We start from the raw sequence: 22967 nt of genomic DNA, 5'->3' as shown, positions 1-22967 counted from the left end.
TCAACGGTCACTGCGCACTCCACTCGAATCTACGACGGTCAACGGCAACGGGATTCCGCGATCGGCGAAGGTGAAGGCGGCCCCGGTGCTGATCCTGGTCAGCGCCACCTCCACCGCCTCGGCGGCCGGTTCCTCGGCACGCACGACCTCGACGACGAGTTCGGTGTCGGTCGCCTTCGAGGTGTGGCAGGTGTAGTGCGGGTCGACTCCACGCACCAGCGCGTCGAGCGGCGCGAGATGGTCCGGGTCGAGCAGGGCGGGCCACACACCGTCGGTGACCGCACCGCACCCGCGCTCGAGCACGAGACGCACTCCGGCACCGGACTTTTCGACTCTCGCGCCGACGTACTGCCGTGGATTGAGCGCCGGATGCAGGTCGAGCACGCGCGCCAGCGACTCCGGGTCACCACCCAGGCCCAAGGCCGATCTGATCCGCTCCGCGGCCACGCCCGCCACACCGGCGAACTGCTTGCGCCCGATCTCCGCCGCACGCTGCGCGTCGACCCGTTCGCGGATCGCGATGAGGAAACCGGCGACCAGCAGGTGCTGTTGCAGCGCGACCTCCTCGGCGATGCGGATCAGCGCCGACCGGGAGAAATCACCGAACCGCAGATCGCTCAGCAACGGGCCACGGTAGTCGGCGGTGCCGTCGTCGGCCGGGTCGATCGGCGACAACGCCACCGTCGCCGCGACGGACCCGGCCACCTGCCCCGCGTTGCGCGGAATCGGCGGCGGTTCGTTGGCCGGATCGATACTCACCCGCCACGCGCACACCGGCTTGCGGTCGGCGGGCGCACGCGGCGGGCGGTGGATCGGGCGGACCTGGGCGTGCGGATTGGTGGCCAGGGCGGTCGCGTCGAAGGTCGGATCCTCGATGTCGTGACACATGGCCCGCACGAACTGGTCGCCGAGTGGTTCCACGTCGGCCAGCGCTCCACAGTGGTCGAGCCAGAACTCGCCGTGATCGTGATCCTCGACGCGGAAGCGGAAGTCGAGAAACTGTGGCGGGGCGCCGATATCGAGCTGCAGGCCTTTGAAGATCGTCTCGACACCGTCACCGGCGAAGCCGAGCGCGGCCTGCATCCGCCGGGTGTAGACGGGACTGGCGACCTGCCACTCGTCGATGGCGACCTCGGTCATGCCCTCGCGACCGAACGCGCCGATCGTGTGCGGCATGCCCGACCGATCGATCAGGTGACCGCACAGCAGCAGTTCCGGGACGAGCGTGGCCAGTTGCGCGCGCGACAGTCCGGCGTAGGACTGTCGCGAATTCGGTGTCACCACAGCGGAACCGGCGCCTTCCCGATCGGGTACCACCCCGGCAGCGGCTGTTCGGTCGTCGCCTTCTTGATGCGGGTGAGCATGCCGGGGGTCATCGCCTTGTTCGTCATCATCTCCATGAACAAGGCGCCGACATTGCCGTAGTCGAAGAAGTCGCGCTGCCAGGACCATTGGAAATCGCCGCCGTAACGGAACCAGCTGCCACCGATGCCCTGCACCTGATAGTTGCTGCCGTCGGGGCGGGTCGCGCTCGAGGTCTGCTTCCAGAAACCGACCACGTCACCGGTCTTCTCGTCGATCACCACGTGCTGATACGGGTAGGTCCAGCCCTCGAGGCCGTCCATCTCCTGGCCGACCGCGATCTCGCGGATCTGCTCGCGACCCACCGCCATGAACTCGTGGTTCGGTCCGTAGTTCCAGCCGTAGGTGGCGTCCTCGGTGTACATGTCGGCCAGCGGCCGCCAGTCGCCTTCGGCCTCACAGCGCTTGTTCGCATCCAGCCAGCGCTGGACCATCTCTTCCAGTTCGCCGCGCGAAAAACCGGTCATGTCATTCTCCTTCGTCGTCGGCCGCGCTGTCGTCGACGATCGACAGCGCCCGCGTGGGGCAGTAGGTCACCGCGTCGGCGACGGCCGCGTGCTGGGCGCTCGACGGCCGTTCGACGAGGATTTCGACCTTCCCGCGTTTGGGCACCGTGAACACCTCCGGCGCTTCCTCCTGGCACGCGGCGTGCCCCTGACACAGATCCAGATCAACGACGATGCGTCTGCTCATCTCGTCGCCCGCCTTCCCCTGTCGCCCAGGTGTTCTCAGCTTCGAGACACCGAGCTGGACACCTGTCTGGACAGTATCATCGACGCGCGCGGACAGCAATGGTCCATCGGTGAGCGTGGAGCGTGTGGGAGGTGGGGTTACGACTCGTCGGTCGCGGCGCCCGGCGAGTAGGGCGACCCGAAACCGGAGTTCCACGCGAAGTCACCGCTGTCGGTGGTGGTCACCCGGAGGGCGGCGGCGGCCAATGGCGTGTTGTCACCGGTGAGCCGGGTGATGGTGCGCTCGAGGGCGGGCACGATGTCGGCGATGTCGAGGTCGCCGTGCGCGAACCGGGCGAGCAGGGCGAAGACCATGTTCGACAGGACGAGCGCGAGATCGGCGGCGTAGTCCTTGTCGAGGGTGGCGAACATCGGGGCGACCACGGGCAGGATGGCGGCGAAGCCCTGGTTGTCGAGACGCTGGCCGCCGGGACCCGACCTGGCGTGATGGTAGGCGGCCAGCATCCGTGGATGACGCTCCCACGGCTCGAAGACGTAGCGGATCACCCGGATGAGCACCTCGGCCAGCGACTCCCCCTGGCGCGGCGGCTCGAGTTCGGTGTAGGTGTTGGTGGCCATCCACTGCGCGACGGCGGCGAGGACCAGCTCGTCGCGAGTGGCGTAGAGCTTGTAGACGGTGCTCAGCGACGCGTGGGCGAGCCTGGCCACGGTGCGCAACTGCACCGCCTCGTACCCTTCGGTCTCGAGCAGCGTGAGGGTCACCTCGGTGATCCTGCGCGCCGGATCGCCTTCGCCCCTTCGTGCCACCCGGACAGGGTAGTGCACGGAGCTCAGATGCGAGTCCCGATGTCTTCGGCGACCACGGTGTCCATGGCCCGTTCGGCCACGGCGGCGATGGTCATGGACGGATTGCACGCGGCGGCGCTGCCCGGCAGCAGCGCGCCGTCGAGTACGTAGAGCCCCGGCTGGCCGTGTACGCGGCCGTTCAGGTCGCACACCGCGCCCATATTGGCACCGCCGAGCGGGTGCCAGGTGGAGGGGAACAGGGTGTTGGTGTCGAGCAGCGTGGCGCCGGGGCCCGCGATGCGCGCGACCGTCGGTCCGATGTGGTTGTCCTGGATGGTCCGGTCGCCGTCGGCGGGCCAGCGCAGCACGGCCTCGTCGCGCGCGGCGTCGTAGGTGAAGGCGCCACGGCTGTCGCTCACGCCGTAGCCGACGAGCATCGTGCTGCCCGCATCGAAGGACACGGGCGGGACGGACGCCTGGATCACCGTGTGCGCGGTGTGCGGGTCGTGCCAGTTCTTGCTGCCGTAGACCACCGGACCGCCCTGTGCCGCACCGAAATTCGCGGCCGGATCGCGCCAGACGTAGATGCGGTCGGCATTGGTTCCCCAGCCTCGGCCGAGGTCGTCGGGCAGGTCGGGGATCAGCCCCTTGGCGCCGGCACGGACCAGCAGGCGGGTGGTGTTGAGGCTGCCGGCCGCCATGATGAGCGCGCCGGTGGTGAGGATCTTGTGCTCGACGACGGCGCCGGTGGTGTCGAGCCGTTGCACGTGCACGACCCAGCGGCCGTCGGCCGCGCGCTCGACGTCGGTGACCTCGTGCAGGGTTTCCACCCGGCAGTTGCCGGTGGCCTCGGCGGCGGCGATATAGGTGACGTCGACGGAATGCTTGCCGCCGTTGTTCACTCCCATCGCGCCGTCGCCGTTGGTGTAGGAGGCCTTCATCTCCCCGCGCAGTTCGGCGAGGGCGAAGTTCCAGTCGATGGGCATCGGGATCTTCGACAGCGGCAGCCCGGCCTGGCGCACCCGTTCGGCGAAAATCCTCGCGACGCGGTAGTTCTCGGTGTTCACCAACTCGTCGGGCGCCTCGGCGAGGCCGAGCATCGCCGCCACCCTCGGGTAGTGGACCCGGTTCATCCGCGCCCAATCCAGCTCCTGCGGGAAGTGCGCCTCGAACACCTCCTGGGCAGGCTGCAGCGACATGCCCTGGTAGACCAGCGAACCGCCACCGACACCGGCGGCGCACAGGGCGGTCATGTTCTCACCGGGCACCGCCTCGACCAACCCGGCATAGGGCTCGACGAGCAGGGGGCGCCCGAACAGGTTCGGGCTCGACCGGCACCACAGCATCCGCTTGTCCGGCGCGGACGCGCGCGGGAAGGTCTCGGCGTTCGGGCCGGTCGGCCAGCGCAGCCCGCGTTCGAGCACGGTAACCGGCACGCCCGCCTGCGCCAGCCGCAAAGCGCTGACGCCGCCACCGAATCCGGAGCCGATGACGACGACCCGATGGTCCTCACGGGTCAGGGGAATGGTGCCGGTGCGCGCCGGAATCGGCGCGGCGAGGCCCGGGCGGTCGCCGAGCAGCATGCCGCCCAGCGCCGCCCCGGCCGCGAGCATGCTGCGGCGAGAGAACGTATTCACGGGGATTTCCTCGCAAGAAGTCAGTCGAAGGTGCAGCCGGTGACCGGCTTGTCCGCGAGGCGATCGAGCAGATAGGTGATCGCGTTGTCGGGACCGAATCCGTCGATCATCTCGGGACCGAAATGGTTCGGGATGGTGGTCCCGGGCAGGATCGGCGGCAGCTCGTTGGTGCGGAAGGTGACCGTTGCGCCCTTGGCGCACCAGGTCTCGGCGAGCGCGCGGGCCTGGCCGTAGGGGACGGTGTCGTCGTTGAGCCCACTGGTGATGAGCACCGGTGTGGCCGGGGTCATCGAGCCGACCCGCAGTTCTTCCAGAGCCGCTGCGGCTTCGGGCATTTCGGCCAGGTGCTCGGTCAGCGTGCGACCGTCCTTGGTCAGCGTCGTGGTCTTCAGGAACGGGTGTCGGGTGATGAGGTCGGCGATGCACGAGTCGCTCAGGGTGGCGAGCATGTCGCGGCCCGACGGGCTGATGACCCGGTCGATGGCCGCGTTCAGCTCCGGGTAGCGGGCGACCATGCCGTTCACCGCGAAGCCGATGGCACCACTGATCAGGGCGCCGTCGATCTTGGCGAGGATCGCGGACAGGTCGGCGACCGGCCCACCCGCCCAGGTGCCCTTCACCGTGAGTTCCGGCGCGTAGTCCGGCGCCATCTCCGCGGCGGCCGCGGTCGAACCGCCGCCCTGCGAGTAGCCCCACAGCACCACCGGTGTCTCCGGGCCGACACCCGCCAGGCGATGTGCCGCGCGGGCGCCGTCGAGCACCGCGTGGGCGCTCTCGATGCGATTGGCGTAGGTGTGGATGCCCGGGGTGCCGAGTCCGATGTAGTCGGTGACGAGCACGCGGGCGCCGAGCTGGCTCCACACCGCCGAGGACGGCAGTTCCTGGTTCGCCGACAGGCCGAGCGCGGGATCGGTGTGCACGCTCAGGCCGGTGGAGAACGCCTGCGACATGGCGCACCGGTCGGCTTGACCCGAGGTGCCGGGCGCGATGACGACGGTCGGGCGGGGGCCCGCACCCAGCCAGGGGCCGGTCGGTTCGAGGTAGGTACCCGACACCGCGACAGGCGACCCGTCCTGCAGGCGTGAGGTGTACATGACGTGCTGGGCGGCGCCCGGCCAGCCCTTCTCGGTGGGCGGGGTGGCGAGCAGGGTCATCGGGGCGGTCTTGACGATGGCGCCGGGTTCCTGCGGGATCTGCGCGGGCGGGGTGTAGAACGAGCCGACCGGCTCGGCCGACGAGGCATCGGTCTGCGCGACCATGACGGTGGCCGCCATCGCACAGGCTACGGCTGCTCCCAGGACGACGCGGCCTGTCTTCGGCCGCCGTCGCCCGATACCCTGCTGATCCATCGAGAACCTTTCCTTCCACCGCCCGGCGACGTCGCCGGAGTGATTCACGACGCAGGTGAAAGGAACCATGAGGCCCGTCACACCTGCGCCGCGGGGAAGAGTAACACTGTTACTACTCGAGTGGAAGGTGTGGTTACCGACGAGTTCAGAAGCGGGCGATCACCAGCGCGACGCAGCCGATCAGCGGCGGGACCAATTGGATCAGGGCCGGGCGCGCCTTGCTCGGCGAGGACGCGAGCAGCACGACACCCGCCGCGACCATCGAACCGGCTCCCGCGAGCACGAGCGCGAGCCCGATGCCCTTGTCGCCGAAGGCCGTGAACCCCATTCCGGTGGCCGCGACGACAGCCAGGAAGAGGTTGTAGAAGCCCTGATTGAAGGCCATCTCCTTGGTGGACTCGGCCTCGGCGGCCGACATCCCGAAGGTCCGCCGGGTGCTCGGAGCCGTCCATTGCAGCGACTCCAGCACGAAGATGTAGGCGTGCAGGAGCACCGCCACTCCGGTGAAGATCAAACCGATCGCGGTCATCGTCGCACCTCTCGCCGCCGTCCGGACCTACCGGGCTTCCGAGGTGATTATTCACCGGCAGCAGCCGCTGATCCCGCGCCGACTCGCGGCGAGGCACGAGAAACAGACCATACAATCTTGGAGTGATATGTATGGTTGGTGCGTGACCACTCCGCCCCGACCTCGTCAGCTCGATCATCCGGTGCTGCCCAAGATCTTCCGGATCGTCGGCCGCGCACAGGTGGCGATCTACCGGCGCACCGGTGGGCGCATCGGCGGCACCTGGCGCATCGGCGCGGGCTTCCGCAAGCCGGTGCCCACCCTGTTGCTCGAGCATCGCGGCCGTAAGTCGGGCAAGCAGTTCACCGTTCCGCTGCTCTACCTGGCCGACGGTGCCGACATCGTGGTCGTCGCCTCCCAGGGCGGGTTGGCGAATCATCCGCAGTGGTACCGAAACCTGTGCGTACACCCGGACACGCACGTGCAGATCGGGCGTGAGCGCCGGGCCGTGCGGGCGGTGGTCGCCGATGACGAGCAGCGCGCTCGGCTGTGGCCGGCACTGGTCGACCTGTACGCCGATTTCGACACCTACCAGGCGTGGACCGAACGCCGGATACCGGTGGTGATCCTGACGCCGCGGCCCGCCTGAGAACTACCTGCCCAGCACGACCGACATCGCCTCGGCCCCTGCGGTTATCGCCTCGACGTAGACCATTCGCTCGGCGCGGCCGACGGCCGGGCGCAGCGGGCCGAGCTGCAGTTCGTAGGGCGCGGCGCCGCCGGCGAACACCGGGGCCGACAGGTAGCTCACGGGCAGCGGATCGTCGCCGGTGAATTCGGTGTCGCGATACGGGCGGGCGGTGAGACGGGCGAGCTGGCGCAGGACGCGGGCGCGCAGGTCGGGTTGCAGGAGTTCCGCGCCGAGGGCGCCGAGCAGGTCGGCGAGCACGTCGACAACGCCCGCGTCGTCGGAGTCGGGACGGAAGACCGCGCACCCGTTGACCCGCACGAATTCCAGCAGGGCCGCGGCCTCGCCGGGAGCGGTCCTCGACCACGCGGCACGCTCGGCCGCCGCGCGCCACGGCATCACGGCCGCGCCCGCGGGATAGGCCAGCGGAATCGATTGACCCACACCGAGTCCCGGCACCACACGGGCATCCGGTGCGTACTCCTTCGCGACGACGGTCAGGGTGGTTCGTTCGATCCTGCTCAGCGTCACCCCGCAGCCCGCCGCGACCGCGAGCGCCCGCAGTTCGGCCCGCACGGCCGCCTCGGGCAGTTCGGATTCCGCCGGAGACAGCGCCGCCAGGGCCGGACCGGGGCGGAAACGGCGTTCCCCGTCCCGGCGCACCCATCCGGCCGCGGCGAGTTCGGTGAGGACGGCGGTGACCGTGGCGCGCGCCAGTGACAGTGCCGTCGCGACCTCCGAGGCCGTGAGCGGCTTGCCCGCGCTCGCGAGCAACTCCATCACCTCGACGACCCGCCGGGTCGGCGGCGATGCCGACTGCACCATGACAACCCCTTGTCCGCGGGGTCGCCCCGCCCTACACTGCTTCGACTATTCGCCACACATTAGTCGAATATTCGACGCCTGAGGGGCTTTCATGATTCTCGATCACTTCCGGCTCGACGACCGCGTCGCCGTCGTCACCGGGGCAGGACGCGGACTCGGGGCCGCGATCGCCGTCGGATTCGCCGAGGCGGGCGCCGATGTGGTGATCGCCGCGCGGACCGAGTCGGATCTGCGTGCGGTCGCCGAGCAGGTGGCGGCCACCGGCCGGCGAGCGGAGGTCGTGGTCGCCGACCTCGCCGACCCGGCGGCCGCGGCCGCGCTCGCCGAGGTGGCCGTCGAGCGGTTCGGGCGCCTCGATATCGCCGTCAACAACGTCGGTGGGGCGCTGCCGAAACCGTTGCTGGACACCACTCCCGAGGACCTGGCCGAGGCCTTCACCTTCAATGTCGGCACCGCGCACGCCCTGGCGCGGGCCGCGGTGCCGAGGATGCTCGCCACGGCCGAGGGTGGTTCGATCATCAACATCACCTCGACCATGGGCCGTTTGCCCGGGCGCGCGTTCGCCGCGTACGCGACGGCCAAGGCCGCGCTTGCCCACTACACGCGTACCGCCGCGGCCGATTTGAGCCCGCGGGTGCGGGTCAACGCCATCGCACCCGGTTCGATCCTCACCTCGGCGCTGGCGGTCGTCGCGGGCAACGAGCAGATGCGCGGCCAGATGGAACAGGCGACGCCGCTGCGGCGCCTCGGTGAGCCCACCGATATCGCCGCGGCGGCGGTGTATCTCGCCTCGCCCGCCGGGTCGTTTCTCACCGGCAAGGTGCTCGAGGTCGACGGCGGCCTGATCGCACCCAATCTGACGATTCCGCTTCCCGATCTGTGAGGACCACATCATGACTGTTCGCGTAATCCACTGGGGTACCGGCAATGTCGGAAGGCACGCGTTGGCGGGTGTGCTCGCCGACCCGCGGTTCGAACTGGTCGGGGTCCATGTTTCCGGACCCGACAAGGTCGGTCTCGACGCGGCCGAACTGGCAGGACTCGCCGCCCCGTCCGGCGTGCTGGCCACCACCGGCATCGAGGAGGTGCTGGCTCGCCGTCCCGACTGTGTCGTCTACACCGCGATGACCGACAACCGGCTACCCGAGGCGCTCGAAGATCTGCGCAGGCTGCTCGCCGCGGGCATCGATGTGGTGGCCAGCGCACCGGTGTTCCTGCAGTACCCGTGGGGTGTGCTCCCGGCGGAGCTGCTCGATCCCATCGAACAGGCTGCGGCACAGGGTGATTCGTCGCTGTTCGTGAACGGGATCGACCCCGGGTTCGCCAATGATCTGCTCCCCCTCGCCCTGCTCGGCACCTGCCGGTACGTCGAGCAGGTGCGCTGCCTCGAGATCGTCGACTACTCGACCTACGACAATCCGGCGGTCATGTTCGACATCATGGGGTTCGGCAAGCCGATGACCGAGACGCCGCTGCTGTTGCAGCCGGGGGTGCTGTCGCTGGCCTGGGGCAGCGTCGTGCGTCAGCTCGCGGCCGGGCTCGGCATCGAACTCGACGCCGTCACCCAGGAGTACCAGCGGTTGCCCGCCCCGGAGACCTTCGACATCGACTCCGGCACCATCGAGGCGGGTACGGCGGCGGCACTGCGGTTCGAAGTGCGCGGCATGGTTGGTGATCGCGCCGTCACGGTGCTCGAGCACGTCACCCGGCTGCGCGCCGATCTCGCACCCGACTGGCCGCAGCCCGCCCGGGCCGGCGGTTCCTACCGGGTGGAGGTCACCGGCGAGCCGAACTACACCCTCGATCTGGCCATGTTCAGCGACCACGGCGACCACAACCACGCCAGCCTCGTCGGCACCGCGATGCGCCTGGTCAACGCCATCCCCGCCGTCGTCGCCGCACCGGCGGGCATCCGCACCACGCTCGACCTCCCGCTGGTGACGGGAACCGGGCTGGCGGATACATCGCGGATCCCGGCCGCGAAACAGCGGTGACCCAGGTGCCGGTCAGGGCGCTTTCAACGGATCGTGGCCGAGGCTCATGAGCCGGTGCCGGAACTGGGCCTCACCGGCGACGGGTTCCAGATCGGCTCGGCGCGAGGCGTTGATCTCGTCGACCACCTGCCGCATGACCGCCACATCGTCGGTGGTCACGTCGGTGCGACGTTTGCCGAGGATCGCCAGCACGTGCCTGCCGATCTCGGGTCCGGACAGATCCGGCTCCCGTTCCGCGTCGGTGCCCGCCGCCGCGGTGCGCAACCAGTCGCTCAGCTCGCGTGAGGACATGTTCACCACGCGATGGAATTCGTCCCAGAGTTCGTCGTCGACCTGCGTCTCGGCCATGCGTCACACCTCCGTCAGCTGTCCCGGTTCTCCCCCAGCTCCTCCACGATCGGGTTCGGCGGTACCTCGCGGTCCCGCTCGGCGACACCGGGGTGCGCGTGATCGCGGCTCTGTGCCATGCGCTGTGCCTCGGTTCGTCCGTCGTCGAGGGTCACCGACTGCAGGACCTCGGTCAGGTTGGCATAGGCCACCGGTGGGATGGCGCGCAGGGCGCGCACCGTGTCCTCGTCGGCTTTCGCGTCGGTCGCGCACCGCACCAGGTCGTCCTTGTTCGCCGGGAAATCCACCTCCGACAACGCTCGCTCGACCCGCTGCACATCGGTAGTCACCATCACGGAACCTTTCCGGGCGCCGAAGCGACCTGCGTCAGTTTCCTCGAACGGCTGCCGAAATACCCGGGCGGACCGGCCTCAAACAGGGCTGTCTTCAGGCGGCGGGGATGACTTCCGGACGGGCGGGCTCCACCGCGACGGACTTGCGGTCCGCGCGTCTGCCGGTGACGAGGAACAGCACAACCAGCGCCACCGCCAACCACACGTAGGTATCGCCGATGAGGTGCTGATCCCAGGTCCACGACGTTTCCCGGTGTTCACCGTCGGGCAGGAAACTGTGCGGCGCGATGACGAAGACGGCGGCGACAACGACAGCCGTGGCGTACCAGCCGCGCGCGCTCGCGGCGGGCAGGGTGCGGGCGTGGCAGACGATGGCGAGCAGTGCGGGAGCGATCCACACCCAGTGGTGCGACCACGAGATCGGCGACAGCAGCAGGGTGAAGACGGCGTTGAGGGCAAGGGCGATCGCGGGAGCGTCGGCGGCCTTGCGCATGGCGACCACGACGAGGGCGAGCAGCAGGGCGCCGAAGAACAACCACAGGGCGTCGAACGGCAGGCCGGTGACGTGCAGGCGGGCCAGTACCGCCTGAATCGACTGGTTCGTGTGGAAGGCCGAACCGCTCAGTCCCGAGACATTGCCGAGGCCGCCGAACCAGTAGCGCACGGACTCCGTCGGCAGGATCGCGAACGAGGCGAGCGTGGCGATCGCGCCGGTCGCGGCCGCGGTGGCGGCGGCCTTGTAGTCCTTGCGGACGAGGAAGAACAGCACGAACGCGGCGGGCGTGAGCTTGACGGCGGCGGCCAGGCCGATGAGCATGCCGCGCGGGTAGCGGGTCTTCGGCAGCAGGCAGTCCGTGGCGACCAGGACCATGAGCAGCAGGTTCACCTGGCCGAAGTCGATGGTGGCCCGCACCGGTTCGAGCAGCATCGCGACCGGTAGCGCACAGGCGGTGACCAAGAGGGCGACCTGCTTGCGCTCGGGGTTGTAGCGGCGGGCGACCAGGTACAGGGTCCAGGCCAGCGCGGCGACCGACACCGCGACGTAGAGGGTTTTGGCCGCACCCCACGGCAGCAACGCGAACGGCGCGAGCGCGATCGCCGCGAACGGCGGATAGATGAACGGCAGTCCGATACCCACGCTGGTCTTGGGGAGCTGGCCGTACATGTCGGCACCGTCGCGCATGGCCTCGATCCCGAGGCGATACACCTGCAGGTCGATGAAGGCGCCGGAGTACGGTTCGAACGGCCACAGCGGGGTCCGCATGCACACCACCGCGACGACACCGAGCAACACCGGCACCAGCCACCAGGCTCGATTGATCGGGCGTGGGGTCGGTTGCGCGGGGTGGGTGGTGTCACTACTCATCCGCGGCGACTATACCGACCGAGCGCCCGAGTCGGGGCACCGACCTTCGGCGGCAGTGACGCGCACGACACCCCGTTCAGCCGTGGTTGTAGCGGACGAGCAGGCGGGCAAGGGTGCGGACATCCTCGTCGGACCAGTCGGCGAAACGGGCCGTGAAGGCGGCTCGGCGGGTGCGTTCGGCCTTGCGTGCGGCAGCGCGACCCTCGGGAGTGGCGCGCAGGATGTGGTTGCGCCGGTTGGCGGGGTCGATTTCGCGTTCGAGGTAGCCGAGCTGCTCGAGCGCGCCGACCTGTCTGCTGACAGTCGACTTGTCGAGCAGGAACTGCGCGGCCACGTCGGCGGCCTGGCAGCCGTCGCGTTCGAGGACCAGGTCGAGGATGCTGTAGGCGACCAGGCTCAATTCCGGGTGCAGTTCGGCGGCGCGGCCGCGGGCGCGGCGGGAGAAGGCGGTCAACTCCCGCTGGATGACGTCGACGGCGTCGTCCCTTGCCTCTGACTCAGTCATGGTTGTAGGATACAACAATCATAGTTGCATTTACCAACCTTCTTGGAGACTTCCCTCGATGACCGTCACCCAGCTGCGGCACCTCGCCGGCCACCTGCTCACCCCCCTGCTGATGTGTCTCGGTATGGCCCTGGCCTATCTCGGCGCCTTCCATCAGCCCACGCCGAACCATCTGGCGCTGGCCGTCGTCGGTGACTCCCCGCAGGCGATGGTGCTCGCCCAGACGATGCAGAACCGGGGCGGGTCGGGTGTCGACGTGATCACCGTGCCCACCCGCGAGGCCGCGACGGACCTGCTGCACGAGCGCGACCTCGTCGGCGCCTACGTGCCCGATGCCGCGCGCCCCGAACTGCTCGTGGCCACCGCCGGTTCGGACACGAGCGCGATGGCCGCCGAGGTGGCGTTCCGGTCGGTCGCCGACCATCAGGGCGTGCCGCTGGTGGTCACCGATGTGACGAGCAAGGCCGAGGGTGATCCGACCGGGCAGGGGCTGTTCTTCCTGCTGGTGGCGTTGAGTGTCGGCTCCTACGGCAGTGTCGCGGTGATCGGCGCCGCGGGCGCGATGCTGCGGATGCGGGTGCGCGCGGCGATCGGCGTGCTGACGGCCCTGGTGGTGAGCCTGATCGGTGTCGTGGTGGCGGGCCCGGTGTTCGGGGTGATCGACAGCGACTTCGCGAGCGTGTTCGGCATCGCCTGGCTGTATTCCGCGGGCATCATCCTGATCGGTATCGGCCTGCACACCTTCCTGAAGCGCTGGACCACGCTCGCCCTGATCACCCTGTTCGTGATGCTCAACTTCACCACCTCCGGCGGTGTCTACCGGCCGGAACTGCAGAACGGGTTCTTCGGTGCGCTGCATTCGTTCTGGAACGGTGCCGATTTCGTCGAAGGTCTGCGCAGCCTGCTGTACTTCGACGGTGGCGCCGGTTTCAGCGCCCGCCTCGGCGGGTTGTTCGTGTGGCTGGCGGTCGGTGTGCTGCTCGTTGCCGTCGCGGGAAGGTACGAGGCGCGGCATGCCCCTGCGCCGGTCAGCGAGCGTGCGGTCGAGGAGGAGATCGGCGAATCGGCCGCCGTCTGAATCGGGTGACGTGCGCCACAACAGCTTCCGCGGTGTCACATTCCGGCGCGCGGCGGTGTCTCGGGAGGCATGTCTGAACACAGCACACCGAGCAAGCAGGTTCTCGTGGTCGGCGGGGGTTACGCCGGGGCGCTCGCGGCCAACCGGCTGCGGATGCGCCCCGATGTCGACATCACGCTGATCAACCCACGCCCCACCTTCATCGACCGGGTCCGGCTACATCAATACGTGGCGGGCACGGGCGGGGTCGAGGTCGACTTCGGCACGCTGCTCGCCGAGCAGGTGCGGTTGGTCGTCGACCGTGCCGCCCGCATCGATACCGCCACCCGCACCGTGGAACTGGCCTCCGGGTCCACCGTGGACTACGACTACCTGGTCTATGCGGTCGGCAGCACCGGAGGCGCGGCGGCAGTACCCGGCGCGGCCGAGTTCGCCTACTCCCCTGCCGAATTCGAGGAGGCGCACCGGCTGCGCGCCGGGCTCGACGAGCTGCCGCTCGACTCGCCGGTCACCGTCGTCGGTGGCGGGCTCACCGGCATCGAGGCCGCGGCCGAACTGGCCGAGCGCGGTCGCCGCGTCACGCTGATCTGCGGTACGGAGCCGGCGCCCACCTTCAGCACGTGTGCGCGCCGGTCCATCGTCGAATGGTTGTCCCGCCACGGTGTCGACGTGCTCGAGCACGCCACGGTGGCCGAGGTCGAGCCCGACGCGGTGGTCCTCGCCGACGGTGTCCGACGGCCGAGCGCGGTCACCATCTGGGCGACCGGTTTCGGTGTGCCGGACCTGGCTCGCGCGAGCGGCCTGCGCACCGACGCCCTCGGGCGCCTGCTCACCGACGAAACGCTGACCAGCCTCGACGACGAGCGGATCGTCGCGGCCGGAGACGCCGCGGCGCCGTCGGGACACCCACTGCGGATGAGCTCCTACGCCGCGGGACCGCTCGGCGCGCAAGCGGTGGACACCGTGCTGAGCCGCCTCGCCGGGACCACCCCCGCGCCGCTGAGCGTGGCGTTCTCGGGAGCGTGCGTGAGTCTCGGCAGACGTCGTGGGATCCGCCAGCTCGCGGGCAAGGACGACGTTGCGATGAACGTCTACATCGGCGGGCGTGCGGGCGCCGCGATCAAGGAACTGACCTGCAAACTCGGCGTGGCGAAGATCCGCCGGGAAGCCCGCAAGCCCGGTTCCCTGGTCTGGCCCAAGGGCGGCACCCGGCCCGAGGCTCCCGCGGCCCCGGCGCGGGGAGTCCCGTCATCGTGACCACCGACATCTGCGCCATCCGCAACCCGAACCGACAGACAGGAAGAACGAATGCCCATCAGCGAGAACCGTTTCGGCAAAGCCGGTCGGTGCCTCGTCGCGATGACGCTCATCGGCGCCGTGGCCGGTGGCTGCGGCACGGCGGAGACCGAAACGCCCGACCCGGCCGGTCAGGTCGAGGTCCTCGAGCTGCGCGTGCAGAACATTCGGTACGAGGCGATCGACCTCGGCCCGGCGGGGCCCAGCCTGGGCGACATGGATGTCTACTCCGGGGACGCGATCCAAGACGGACGCGCGGTCGGCCACGGTGGCGGCACCTGTCAGACCCTCCGCATCGACGGCGGCGACGCCACCATGCAGTGCTCGATCACGATGGAGCTCGGCAACGGCTCGATCACCATGCAGTCGCTGTGGAAGCGCGGGACGAGTCCGCTCGACATGGCGATCTCCGGTGGCACCGGCGACTACCGCGAGGCGCGGGGCACCGTCCGGTTCTGGGACATCGCCACGCCGAACGAGCGTGCGCGGGCCGAGATCATCCGGTGAGCCGCGCGGTGGGTGCCGGCATCGGCGAGGCGCAGGCGGATCACGCGGAGGTGAGATGACCGATTCCGTGTCATGAATCAGCCCGCGTTCGGGGTGGGACGCGGGTACGGTGTAGCGCGCGACCGATGCAGGGGGTACTACGTCGGAAAGGGTGGGCTGCACCGATGAATCGTCCTGGCGCACAGCGCCCCGGTGACGTGCCGCTCGAGCACCGCTACACCGGGGCCGATCCCATCGACTGGTGCGGTGCCGACGTGTACCCCATGTACACCGAGGCACTACCGACCGGGACGACCGCGCTACGGCTGCGCGCGCTGTCGGTGATGCCGCCCGCCGACGTATCCGGATTGGGTCTCGGGCTCACCGTCACAGACGGCCACGTGAATCTGGGCGGGCGAACCCTAGGCGGCGTGGACATCTGGTCCGACGCGCTCGCGGCGGGCATCGACATCACCGTCACCGCCGAGGCGCCCGAGGCCCTGTTCACCCTCACGCCCGTCTGGGTGGCCGGTGCGGGCCCGCAGCAGTCGTGGACCGGCAACTACGGCATGGTCGTCGACCTGCTGCCCGACGGTGCGTCGACGCTGTGGTGCAGCACCGGCCCGGGTACCCCCGACTTCAATGAACTCGTCGTCGAACTCACCCGGGCCGACGCGGATCCCGCACCGACCGATCAGCTGCCGCGGGTGGGCGCCCAGCCACTCGTGCGGGCCGAGCCGCCCCTGTACGCCAAGCCGACCGCGCGTGTCCAGCCGGTCGTCGCCGCCGAACCGACCACGCAGCCATACGCGGAGCAGAATGTCGGACGCGCGCTGCACGACCTGGGCTCGGCCATGTTCGCACGGGGAGAACACGACTCGGCTCGTGTGCTCTGGGCCCAAGCCGCCGAGGCCGGAAACAGCGCCGCCGCCTACGACCTGGGCCTGCTCGCCCTGCACGTCGGCGATATCGACGCCGCCCGCACCTGGTGGCAGGCCGCGGCCCACGAGGATCCCCGGGCCGCGGCCTGCCTGGCCGAGCTGCCTCAGCGCACCTGATCCACCAGGTGCCGCTCGGCGGATAACGACCGCACGGGCGTGAAATCACGTGCGGCGATGTGCTCCGGCCTGCGCTGCGGCGCCGCGAACGGCTCGACCAGGGCGTTCTCGACACTGTTGAACACCAGGAAGATGTTCGACCTGGCATACGGCGTGATGTTGTTCGACGACCCGTGCATCAGGTTGGAATCGAACAGCAGCGCCGAGCCGGCCTTACCGGTGAACTGGGTGATGCCGTAGCGCGCGGCGAGGAAGGTGATGTCGTCGTTGGTCGGGATGCCGATGCGCTGCTCGCGCAACGACTCCCGGTAATGACCCTCCGGCGTCTCACCCAGGCACGGCACGAACGTGCGATGCGAGCCCGGCATCACCATCAGCGACCCGTTGAACGGGTAGTTGTCGGTCAACGCGATCGACAGACTCACCGCGCGCGGGGTCGGCATCCCGTCCTCGGCGTGCCAGGTCTCGAAATCGGAGTGCCAGCCGAAGCCGCTACCACCGAAACCCGGCATGTAGTTCACCCGGCTCTGATGCAGATACACCGGCGAACCGAGGATCTGCTCGGCGAGCCCGACGATGCGCGACTCGGCGAGCAGTTCCGCGATCGGCTTGCTCAGCCGGTGCACCTGGAACACCGAACGAACCTGTCCGGCAACGGGTTCCACGATCACGCGCTCGTCGCCGTAGAGCACCGGGTCGGCCGCCAGGTGCCCTATCTCGGCCCCGAAAGCCGCCACCTCGTCCGCACTGAGCAGATCCGGGATCGTCGCGAAACCGTTCGCGTCGAACTCGGCCAGCTCGGGTGTACTCACCTGCCCCCACACCGTCGGATCGGTGCGCTCGATGTGGGGGGCGGGCTCGGACAACCGCGTGGGGTAGCGGTCGGACCGATCAGACACTGGCATCCTCCTCGATAATCAGCGGATACACCCCGTTCTCGTCGTGTACCTCGCGGCCGGTGACCGGCGGATTGAACACACACAACATCCGCAGCGTGGTGCGGGCGGTGACCTGATGACGTTCGTGGCCGTCGAGCAGGTACATCGAGCCGGGACCGAGCGGGTACACGGTCTGGTCCTCGAGGTCGAGCAGTTCACCCTCGCCCTCGACCAGCCAGACCGCCTCCACATGGTTCTGGTAGTGGAACCGGTGCACGGTGCCTGCCTCGATCGTGGTCTCGTGGAACGAGAACCCGACCTTGTCGCCCGCGAGCACGATACGTTTGCTTCGCCACCCGGGACCGGCCACATCACGGTCGGTTCCGGTGATCTCGGCGGTGGTGCGCACGATCATGCGGCACCACCACAGACGGTGTCGATGCTGTCCGACAGCACCGAAAGACCACGGTCGAGCTCGTCGCTGCGCAGCGTCAACGGCGGCAGCAGTTTCACGACCTCGTCCATCGAGCCCGAGGTCTCCACCAGCAGACCCTGCTCGAACGCGGTACGGCACACCTTGCCCGCCTGCGACGGGTCGTCGAACACGATGCCGTGCACCATGCCGCGACCGCGGGTGGTGATGCCCTCGTGCCGCTGCGCCACGGCCGAGAGCGTGCGGCCGATGTACTCGCCGTTGGCGGCGGTGAGCCGGGCCAGCTTGTCGTCGGACCAGTACTCGCGCAGCGCGGCGGTCGCGGTGACGAAGGCGGGGTTGTTGCCGCGGAAGGTGCCGTTGTGCTCACCGGGAGCCCACTGGTCGTGCTCGGGCTTGAGCAGCACCAGCGCCATCGGCAGGCCGTAGCCACCGATCGACTTGGACAGGGTGACGATGTCGGGGGTGATGCCCGCGATCTCGAAGGAGAAGAACGGGCCGGTGCGGCCGCAACCCATCTGCACGTCGTCGACGATGAGCAGGATGTCGCGCGCGGCGCACAGGCCGGCCAGGTGGCGCAGCCACTCGGCGCGGGCCAGGTTCACACCGCCCTCACCCTGCACGGTCTCCACGATCACCGCGGCGGGGCGGTCGAAACCCGAGGAGCTGTCGTCGAGCACCCGCTGCATCCAGCCGAAGTCCTCGATGGTGTTGTCGAAGTAGCCGTCGTAGGGCATCGGGGTGGCGTGCTCGAGCGGCACACCGGCGCCCGCCCGCTTGGCCGCGTTGCCGGTGACCGACAGCGCGCCGAGCGTCATGCCGTGGAAGGCGTTGGTGAAGCTCAGGATCGTCTTGCGGCCGGTGACCTTGCGGGCCAGCTTCAGCGCCGCCTCGACGGCGTTGGCACCCGTGGGGCCGGGGAACTGCACCTTGTAGTCGAGCCCGCGCGGGGTGAGCAGGGTTTCACGGATGGTCTCGAGCAGTTCACGCTTGGCCACGGTCGACATGTCCAGACCGTGGGTGATGCCGTTGCTGCCGATGTATTCCAGCAGCGCCTTCTTGAGCACCGGGTTGTTGTGGCCGTAGTTCAGCGCGCCTGCGCCCGCGAAGAAGTCGAGATAGTCGCGGCCCTGCTCATCGCGGATCCAGGCACCTTCGGCGGTGGTGAACACGGCGGGCCAGTCGCGGCAGTAGCCACGCACATTCGATTCCATCGCTTCGAAAATGCTGGTGTCGGTGGTCGTGATCATGATCATGCCTCCTGGCGCTGAGCGGGCGAAATAATGTAGAGGTGCTCGGCTTCGTGGGAATCTGGAAAATGATGTGCTTCGAATAGTTCCTCGGTACGCAATTGCGCGCCGCGTTCGCGGGCCACCGCGGAGAACAACGCCTGGGAAGCGGAATTATCGGGAGAGATCGTCGTTTCCAGGGTGTTGATCCCGGCGGGTGCCACGGAATCGAGCAGGGCGTGCAGGAGTTTCGCGGCCAGACCCCGGCCGCGGAATTCGGCGTCGACGGCGATCTGCCAGACGAAAAGCGTGTCCGGCGCATCGGGACGAACATACCCGATCACGAATCCCACTGCCTGCCCGCCACATTCGACGACCATGGAGGTCGCCTCGAAATCCCGACACCACAGCAGATAGGCGTAGCTCGTATTCACGTCGAGTACGCGGGAATCGCGCGCGATGCGCCACAATTGGGCACCGTCACCCAATCTCGGGTGTCTGAGAATAATTTCCGAACCTCGAGCCGTCGCGGTATCGGTCGGCTCCATGGACATAGTCGGACTCGGCATACATTCCACCTTGACTAAGAGACTTTACGGTCTTTGTGTCGAGCTCTTTGCGGTTGTATGACGAATCGTTTACTGCGGCTGGATATCCAGCCGGTAACCCAGCCCGCGCACGGTCACCACGATGCGCGGATCCGAGGCGTCACGCTCGATCTTGGTGCGCAACCGGCGCACGTGGACGTCGACGATGCGTTCGTCACCGAAAAAGCCTTGATCCCAGACTCTTTCGAGCAGCACCGCGCGGCTGAGCACGCGACCGGGGGTCTCGGCGAGTTCGCACAGCAAGCGGAACTCGGTGACCGTGAGGTGCAGTTCCTCGCTGCCACGGCGCACCGCGCCCGCGTCGGCCGCGAGGACAAGGGGACGCACCGGGTCGTCGTCGAGGACGACTTCGGGAGTGGCATCGCGTTCGGCGGCGATCCTGGCGCGGCGGCGCAGGGCGCGCATCCGGGCGGTGATCTCCTTGATCTCGAACGGCTTGCTGACGAAGTCGTCGGCACCGGCTTCCAGGGCCGCGACCACGTCGTGGGTGTCGTACCTGGTGCTGATCACGATGATCGGCACGTCGTGGTCGCGGCGGATCTCGCGGATGCAGTCGAAGCCGTCGGTGGCCCCGCGCATCAGATCGACGATCATCAGATCGGGCGGTCCGTCGTTGCGCAGCCGGTCGAGGGCGTCCTCGGGGACACCCGCCTCGGCCACGGCGTAGCCCTCGTCTTCCATCGCGCGACGCAGATCGCCCCGCATCTGCACATCGTCGTCGACGATCATCAAGTTGGCGGTCATCCTCGCACCTCGCTGCCGCCCGGCGCGACCGTGACCGCCGATGCGGCTGTGTTCTGCCAATGCTCGCTCATGTGCACTTCCTTTGCTGACACGCTCGTGCGTGCGGCCGGTACACCTGGGGAATTCGCGTCCCCAGTCCGACACGACATCCCGCTTTCGAGCTTGTTACCAATCCGTTACTTACCCAGAGCGCTCGTCGCGTAAACCCGCCGTAACAATTCGTGCCCGATTTGCACGGTTTCAAAGGTCGGTCGGGGTGCCGCGCGCGGTGGCATAGTCGACGGGGTGATGCCCACTTTCGACGACATCGAGGCCGCCGCCGCGCGGATCGAGGGCCGGGTTCGCCCGGTGACGGTTGCACCCGCTGGACCTGGGGATTCCCCGCTCTGGTTCGCACTGGAGTTCTTGCAGTTCACCGGGACTTTCAAGGCGCGTGGCGCGCAGAACTTCCTGCGCGCCGCCGGAGAGTTGCCCGCCGCCGGTGTGACGATCGCCTCAGGCGGCAATGCGGGACTCGCGTGCGCGTGGTCGGCGCGGGAAGCGGGGGTGCCGGCGACCGTGTTTCTGCCCGAATCGGCGCCGCCGGTCAAAATCCGTCGACTTCGTGACTTGGGCGCCGATGTACGACTGATCGGTCCCGAGTACAAGCAGGCGCTTGCCGCGTGCCAGGAGTTCGCGGCGGACACCGGGGCGCTGTTCTCGCACGCCTACGATCATCCGCTCATCGCGGCGGGCGCGGGCACGCTGATGCGCGAGATCAAGCAGCGCGTGCCCGATCTGGACACGGTGGTCGTCGCGGTGGGCGGCGGTGGACTGTTCACCGGAACCGCGGTCGCCGCACAGCATTTCGGCATCCGCACCGTCGCGGTGGAACCGGTGGGCTGCCGCTCGCTGAACGCCGCGCTCGAGGCGGGCCGTCCGGTGCAGGTGAGCGTCGACTCGATCGCCGCCGATTCGCTCGGCGCACCGAACGTGTCGGAGATGGCGCTGGCCGCCGCCCAGCACCCCGACGTGGTGTCGGTGCTGGTCGCGGACGAGGCGATTCGCGCCGCGCGCCGACAGCTCTGGGACGAGCACCGGATCGCCGTGGAGAACGGTGCCGCGACCGCGCTGGCGGCGCTGCGCGACACCGGTTCCGGTGCGGCCTACCGGCCCGCCGAAGGCGAGCGGGTCTGCGTCATCCTGTGCGGTGCCAACACCGACCCGTCGGACCTGGTCTGAGCGTGCTCAGCGCACCAGTTCGTTCTTGGTGGCGTAGTTGGTCATCGCGGCGTTGAGGCCGCGCATGGCCAGCGTGTAGCCGTAGGGGACGTAGCGCTGGCCCCAGTGGGCGAGGTGGATGTCGCGGGAGGTGTAGACCCAGTAGCGGTTGCGTTCCACACCGCGGATCACCGCGTCGGCGGCCTGTTCCGGCGTGACGGCATGGCGCAGGAACAGGCCGATGGCCTTGCGCAGCGCGGCGTTGTCGCGGTCGACGCCCGCGATGTCGACGCTGTCGACCATCGGGGTGGCCATCGCCCCGGGAAGTACGAGGCTGACGCCGATCTTGTGCCTGCGTAGGTCGAACCGCAGCACCTCCGACACACCGCGTAGCCCGAACTTCGTGGCGCTGTAGGGCGCGTGCCACGGCAACCCGAACAGTCCGGCCGCCGAGGACACGTTCACCAGGTGACCGCCACGCCGCGCGGCGATCATCGGTGGCAGGAACTCCTCGATGACGTGGATGGGGCCCATGAGGTTGATGTCGATGGTGCGCCGCCACTGCTGATGGGTGAGTTTGTCGACGGTGCCCCAGGTGGCGATGCCCGCCACGTTCATCACGATGTCGACGTGCCCGACGGCCTCGAAGGTGTGCGCGGCCAGCCCGACGACGGCCGAATGGTCGCTCACATCGGCGGGATGGGCCAGGTGCACGGTGGCACCGGCGGCGCGCAGTTCCTCGGCGGTGGCGGCCAGCGTGTCGGCGGTGATGTCGGTGAGCACCAGCGACGCGCCCTTGGCGGCGGCCGCGAAGGCGGTTGCCCGGCCGAGACCGCTGGCGGCGCCGGTGATCAAACAGGTCTTCCCGTCGAACTTCGTCATGGTCCCGACCCTACGGTTCGCTCGATGTTCCCGTCTACGACAGGGTATCGATGGTTATGGTCGTCCAGCCGCCGACGTGCAGGCGGCTACCCGCCCGCAACGGCACCGGAACCTGTGGCGACAGCGGTGTCTCGGTGCCGTCGAGGCTGGTCCCGTTGGTCGAACCGAGATCGGTGACGGTGAGTGAACCGTCGGTCCCGACGCGCAACAGGGCGTGCGCACGCGACACACCCGGGTCGGCCGGGGCGATACCCAGGTCGATCTCGGGCACGATGCCCTGCGAGGCCGAGCGTTTGCCGATCAGGAACTCGCTGCCGCGCAACTCGATCCGGCGTTCGGGGTAGAAACCGGGGAAGGCCACCCGGTCGGCGTCGGGACCTTTGCGGGCTTGCACCCGGTCGTAGAACTCGCGGTCGGCGAGGACCCTGGCCACCCAGACGGTTTCGCGCGCATCGGCGGTACCGCGCAGATCGGTGGCGGGTGAGTCGGTGCGCGGTGGCGGCGCGGGCAGGGCCGAGTCGTATCCGCAGTTCTCGCAGAAGCGTCCGCTGGTCGGCACCGAACACGCGGGGCACAGGCGCAGATCGGCCGGATCGGCGGCCGGGACACCGGCGAGCGCCGACCCGCACACATCGCAGTAGTCGGTGGCCTGCGTCTGGTGACCGTCCGCGCACACCGCCATG

27 protein-coding genes are annotated in these 22967 nt (G+C 68.9%); 8 read left to right on the top strand and 19 right to left on the bottom strand.

Features of this window, described 5'->3' with window-relative positions:
* The 7 genes from ACSVDM_RS08030 to ACSVDM_RS08000 form a co-directional block, all read right to left on the bottom strand.
* Positions 1-1284, bottom strand: coding sequence for a hypothetical protein (locus tag ACSVDM_RS08030; RefSeq protein ID WP_439263812.1), 1284 nt, complete (start codon positions 1282-1284; stop codon positions 1-3).
* Positions 1278-1829, bottom strand: a complete 552-nt coding sequence (locus ACSVDM_RS08025; protein WP_067487481.1) for a nuclear transport factor 2 family protein — start codon at positions 1827-1829, stop codon at positions 1278-1280. The genes ACSVDM_RS08030 and ACSVDM_RS08025 overlap by 7 nt, the downstream gene beginning before the upstream one ends.
* Before the next feature lies 1 nt (position 1830).
* Positions 1831-2055 carry a ferredoxin gene (locus ACSVDM_RS08020; protein WP_067487825.1) on the bottom strand — a complete coding sequence of 75 codons (225 nt, stop codon included), beginning with the start codon at positions 2053-2055 and terminating at the stop codon, positions 1831-1833.
* Positions 2056-2192: 137 nt separating this feature from the next.
* Positions 2193-2861 carry a TetR family transcriptional regulator gene (locus ACSVDM_RS08015; RefSeq protein WP_439263811.1) on the bottom strand — a complete coding sequence of 223 codons (669 nt, stop codon included), beginning with the start codon at positions 2859-2861 and terminating at the stop codon, positions 2193-2195.
* A gap of 23 nt (positions 2862-2884) precedes the next feature.
* Entirely contained in the window at positions 2885-4423 is a 1539-nt protein-coding gene (locus ACSVDM_RS08010) for a GMC oxidoreductase (RefSeq protein WP_439264014.1), read from the bottom strand.
* A 74-nt stretch (positions 4424-4497) separates the two neighbouring features.
* Positions 4498-5826 carry a lipase family protein gene (locus ACSVDM_RS08005; RefSeq protein WP_439263810.1) on the bottom strand — a complete coding sequence of 443 codons (1329 nt, stop codon included), beginning with the start codon at positions 5824-5826 and terminating at the stop codon, positions 4498-4500.
* Between the two features lie 145 nt (positions 5827-5971).
* Entirely contained in the window at positions 5972-6355 is a 384-nt protein-coding gene (locus ACSVDM_RS08000; protein ID WP_439263809.1) for a DUF1304 domain-containing protein, read from the bottom strand.
* A 142-nt stretch (positions 6356-6497) separates the two neighbouring features.
* Here ACSVDM_RS08000 and ACSVDM_RS07995 point away from each other — a divergent pair, with 142 nt between their 5' ends.
* Positions 6498-6983: a nitroreductase family deazaflavin-dependent oxidoreductase gene (locus tag ACSVDM_RS07995; protein ID WP_439263808.1), complete on the top strand. Its 486-nt coding sequence runs from the start codon at positions 6498-6500 to the stop codon at positions 6981-6983.
* Positions 6984-6986: 3 nt separating this feature from the next.
* Here ACSVDM_RS07995 and ACSVDM_RS07990 read toward each other — a convergent pair whose 3' ends face one another.
* Positions 6987-7844: a helix-turn-helix domain-containing protein gene (locus ACSVDM_RS07990; RefSeq protein ID WP_439264013.1), complete on the bottom strand. Its 858-nt coding sequence runs from the start codon at positions 7842-7844 to the stop codon at positions 6987-6989.
* A gap of 94 nt (positions 7845-7938) precedes the next feature.
* Here ACSVDM_RS07990 and ACSVDM_RS07985 point away from each other — a divergent pair, with 94 nt between their 5' ends.
* Both ACSVDM_RS07985 and ACSVDM_RS07980 read left to right on the top strand, forming a co-directional pair.
* The gene (locus ACSVDM_RS07985) at positions 7939-8730 is read left to right on the top strand and encodes an SDR family oxidoreductase (RefSeq protein ID WP_439263807.1); all 792 of its coding nucleotides are present in this window, start codon (positions 7939-7941) and stop codon (positions 8728-8730) included.
* Between the two features lie 10 nt (positions 8731-8740).
* Positions 8741-9841, top strand: a complete 1101-nt coding sequence (locus tag ACSVDM_RS07980; RefSeq protein WP_439263806.1) for an NAD(P)H-dependent amine dehydrogenase family protein — start codon at positions 8741-8743, stop codon at positions 9839-9841.
* 12 nt (positions 9842-9853) lie between these two features.
* On the opposite strand, the gene ACSVDM_RS07975 is transcribed toward ACSVDM_RS07980, so the two are convergent.
* The 4 genes from ACSVDM_RS07975 to ACSVDM_RS07960 form a co-directional block, all read right to left on the bottom strand.
* Positions 9854-10189, bottom strand: a complete 336-nt coding sequence (locus tag ACSVDM_RS07975; RefSeq protein WP_439263805.1) for a DUF3140 domain-containing protein — start codon at positions 10187-10189, stop codon at positions 9854-9856.
* Positions 10190-10203: 14 nt separating this feature from the next.
* Positions 10204-10521, bottom strand: a complete 318-nt coding sequence (locus ACSVDM_RS07970) for a DUF2795 domain-containing protein (RefSeq protein WP_439263804.1) — start codon at positions 10519-10521, stop codon at positions 10204-10206.
* A gap of 94 nt (positions 10522-10615) precedes the next feature.
* Positions 10616-11887, bottom strand: a complete 1272-nt coding sequence (locus tag ACSVDM_RS07965; RefSeq protein WP_245655186.1) for a glycosyltransferase 87 family protein — start codon at positions 11885-11887, stop codon at positions 10616-10618.
* Between the two features lie 76 nt (positions 11888-11963).
* Positions 11964-12392, bottom strand: a complete 429-nt coding sequence (locus ACSVDM_RS07960) for a MarR family winged helix-turn-helix transcriptional regulator (protein ID WP_439263803.1) — start codon at positions 12390-12392, stop codon at positions 11964-11966.
* A 58-nt stretch (positions 12393-12450) separates the two neighbouring features.
* On the opposite strand from ACSVDM_RS07960, the gene ACSVDM_RS07955 reads away from it, so the two are divergent.
* The 4 genes from ACSVDM_RS07955 to ACSVDM_RS07940 all read left to right on the top strand — a co-directional run bounded on the left by ACSVDM_RS07955 (position 12451) and on the right by ACSVDM_RS07940 (position 16310).
* On the top strand, positions 12451-13470 hold the full coding sequence (locus ACSVDM_RS07955; protein WP_439263802.1) for a hypothetical protein: 1020 nt from the start codon (positions 12451-12453) through the stop codon (positions 13468-13470).
* Between the two features lie 69 nt (positions 13471-13539).
* Positions 13540-14727 (top strand): NAD(P)/FAD-dependent oxidoreductase, encoded by a 1188-nt coding sequence (locus ACSVDM_RS07950; RefSeq protein WP_439263801.1) that lies wholly within the window; start codon positions 13540-13542, stop codon positions 14725-14727.
* Between the two features lie 51 nt (positions 14728-14778).
* The gene (locus ACSVDM_RS07945; RefSeq protein WP_439263800.1) at positions 14779-15273 is read left to right on the top strand and encodes an allene oxide cyclase barrel-like domain-containing protein; all 495 of its coding nucleotides are present in this window, start codon (positions 14779-14781) and stop codon (positions 15271-15273) included.
* Between the two features lie 164 nt (positions 15274-15437).
* Entirely contained in the window at positions 15438-16310 is an 873-nt protein-coding gene (locus ACSVDM_RS07940) for a tetratricopeptide repeat protein (protein WP_439263799.1), read from the top strand.
* Here the strand turns inward: ACSVDM_RS07940 and thpD are convergent.
* From thpD to ACSVDM_RS07915, 5 genes are all read right to left on the bottom strand, one after another.
* A complete protein-coding gene (thpD, locus tag ACSVDM_RS07935; protein WP_067635438.1) occupies positions 16298-17215 on the bottom strand; it encodes an ectoine hydroxylase in 918 nt (305 codons plus the stop codon). The genes ACSVDM_RS07940 and thpD overlap by 13 nt on opposite strands.
* On the bottom strand, positions 17202-17603 hold the full coding sequence (locus ACSVDM_RS07930) for an ectoine synthase (RefSeq protein ID WP_067487457.1): 402 nt from the start codon (positions 17601-17603) through the stop codon (positions 17202-17204). The genes thpD and ACSVDM_RS07930 overlap by 14 nt, the downstream gene beginning before the upstream one ends.
* Positions 17600-18868, bottom strand: a complete 1269-nt coding sequence (gene ectB, locus ACSVDM_RS07925) for a diaminobutyrate--2-oxoglutarate transaminase (RefSeq protein WP_357145143.1) — start codon at positions 18866-18868, stop codon at positions 17600-17602. The genes ACSVDM_RS07930 and ectB overlap by 4 nt, the downstream gene beginning before the upstream one ends.
* A 5-nt stretch (positions 18869-18873) precedes the next feature.
* Complete coding sequence (ectA, locus tag ACSVDM_RS07920) at positions 18874-19398, bottom strand: diaminobutyrate acetyltransferase (RefSeq protein ID WP_067635440.1); 525 nt, start codon at positions 19396-19398, stop codon at positions 18874-18876.
* Between the two features lie 90 nt (positions 19399-19488).
* Complete coding sequence (locus ACSVDM_RS07915) at positions 19489-20202, bottom strand: response regulator transcription factor (RefSeq protein WP_067635442.1); 714 nt, start codon at positions 20200-20202, stop codon at positions 19489-19491.
* A gap of 288 nt (positions 20203-20490) precedes the next feature.
* Here ACSVDM_RS07915 and ACSVDM_RS07910 point away from each other — a divergent pair, with 288 nt between their 5' ends.
* Positions 20491-21423, top strand: a complete 933-nt coding sequence (locus tag ACSVDM_RS07910; protein WP_439263798.1) for a threonine/serine dehydratase — start codon at positions 20491-20493, stop codon at positions 21421-21423.
* A gap of 6 nt (positions 21424-21429) precedes the next feature.
* On the opposite strand, the gene ACSVDM_RS07905 is transcribed toward ACSVDM_RS07910, so the two are convergent.
* Together ACSVDM_RS07905 and ACSVDM_RS07900 are read right to left on the bottom strand one after the other, a co-directional pair.
* Positions 21430-22284, bottom strand: a complete 855-nt coding sequence (locus ACSVDM_RS07905; RefSeq protein ID WP_181696305.1) for an SDR family oxidoreductase — start codon at positions 22282-22284, stop codon at positions 21430-21432.
* A 34-nt stretch (positions 22285-22318) separates the two neighbouring features.
* Positions 22319-22966: an FHA domain-containing protein gene (locus ACSVDM_RS07900; RefSeq protein WP_439263797.1), complete on the bottom strand. Its 648-nt coding sequence runs from the start codon at positions 22964-22966 to the stop codon at positions 22319-22321.
* Position 22967: the final 1 nt, after the last annotated feature.

Origin of the sequence: Nocardia sp. JW2 (genome assembly GCF_051843015.1) — a bacterium.
Lineage (GTDB): Bacteria > Actinomycetota > Actinomycetes > Mycobacteriales > Mycobacteriaceae > Nocardia > Nocardia coubleae.
The sequence above is the reverse complement of the archived record's forward strand: the minus strand, read 5'-3'. Positions and strand labels throughout refer to the sequence as shown.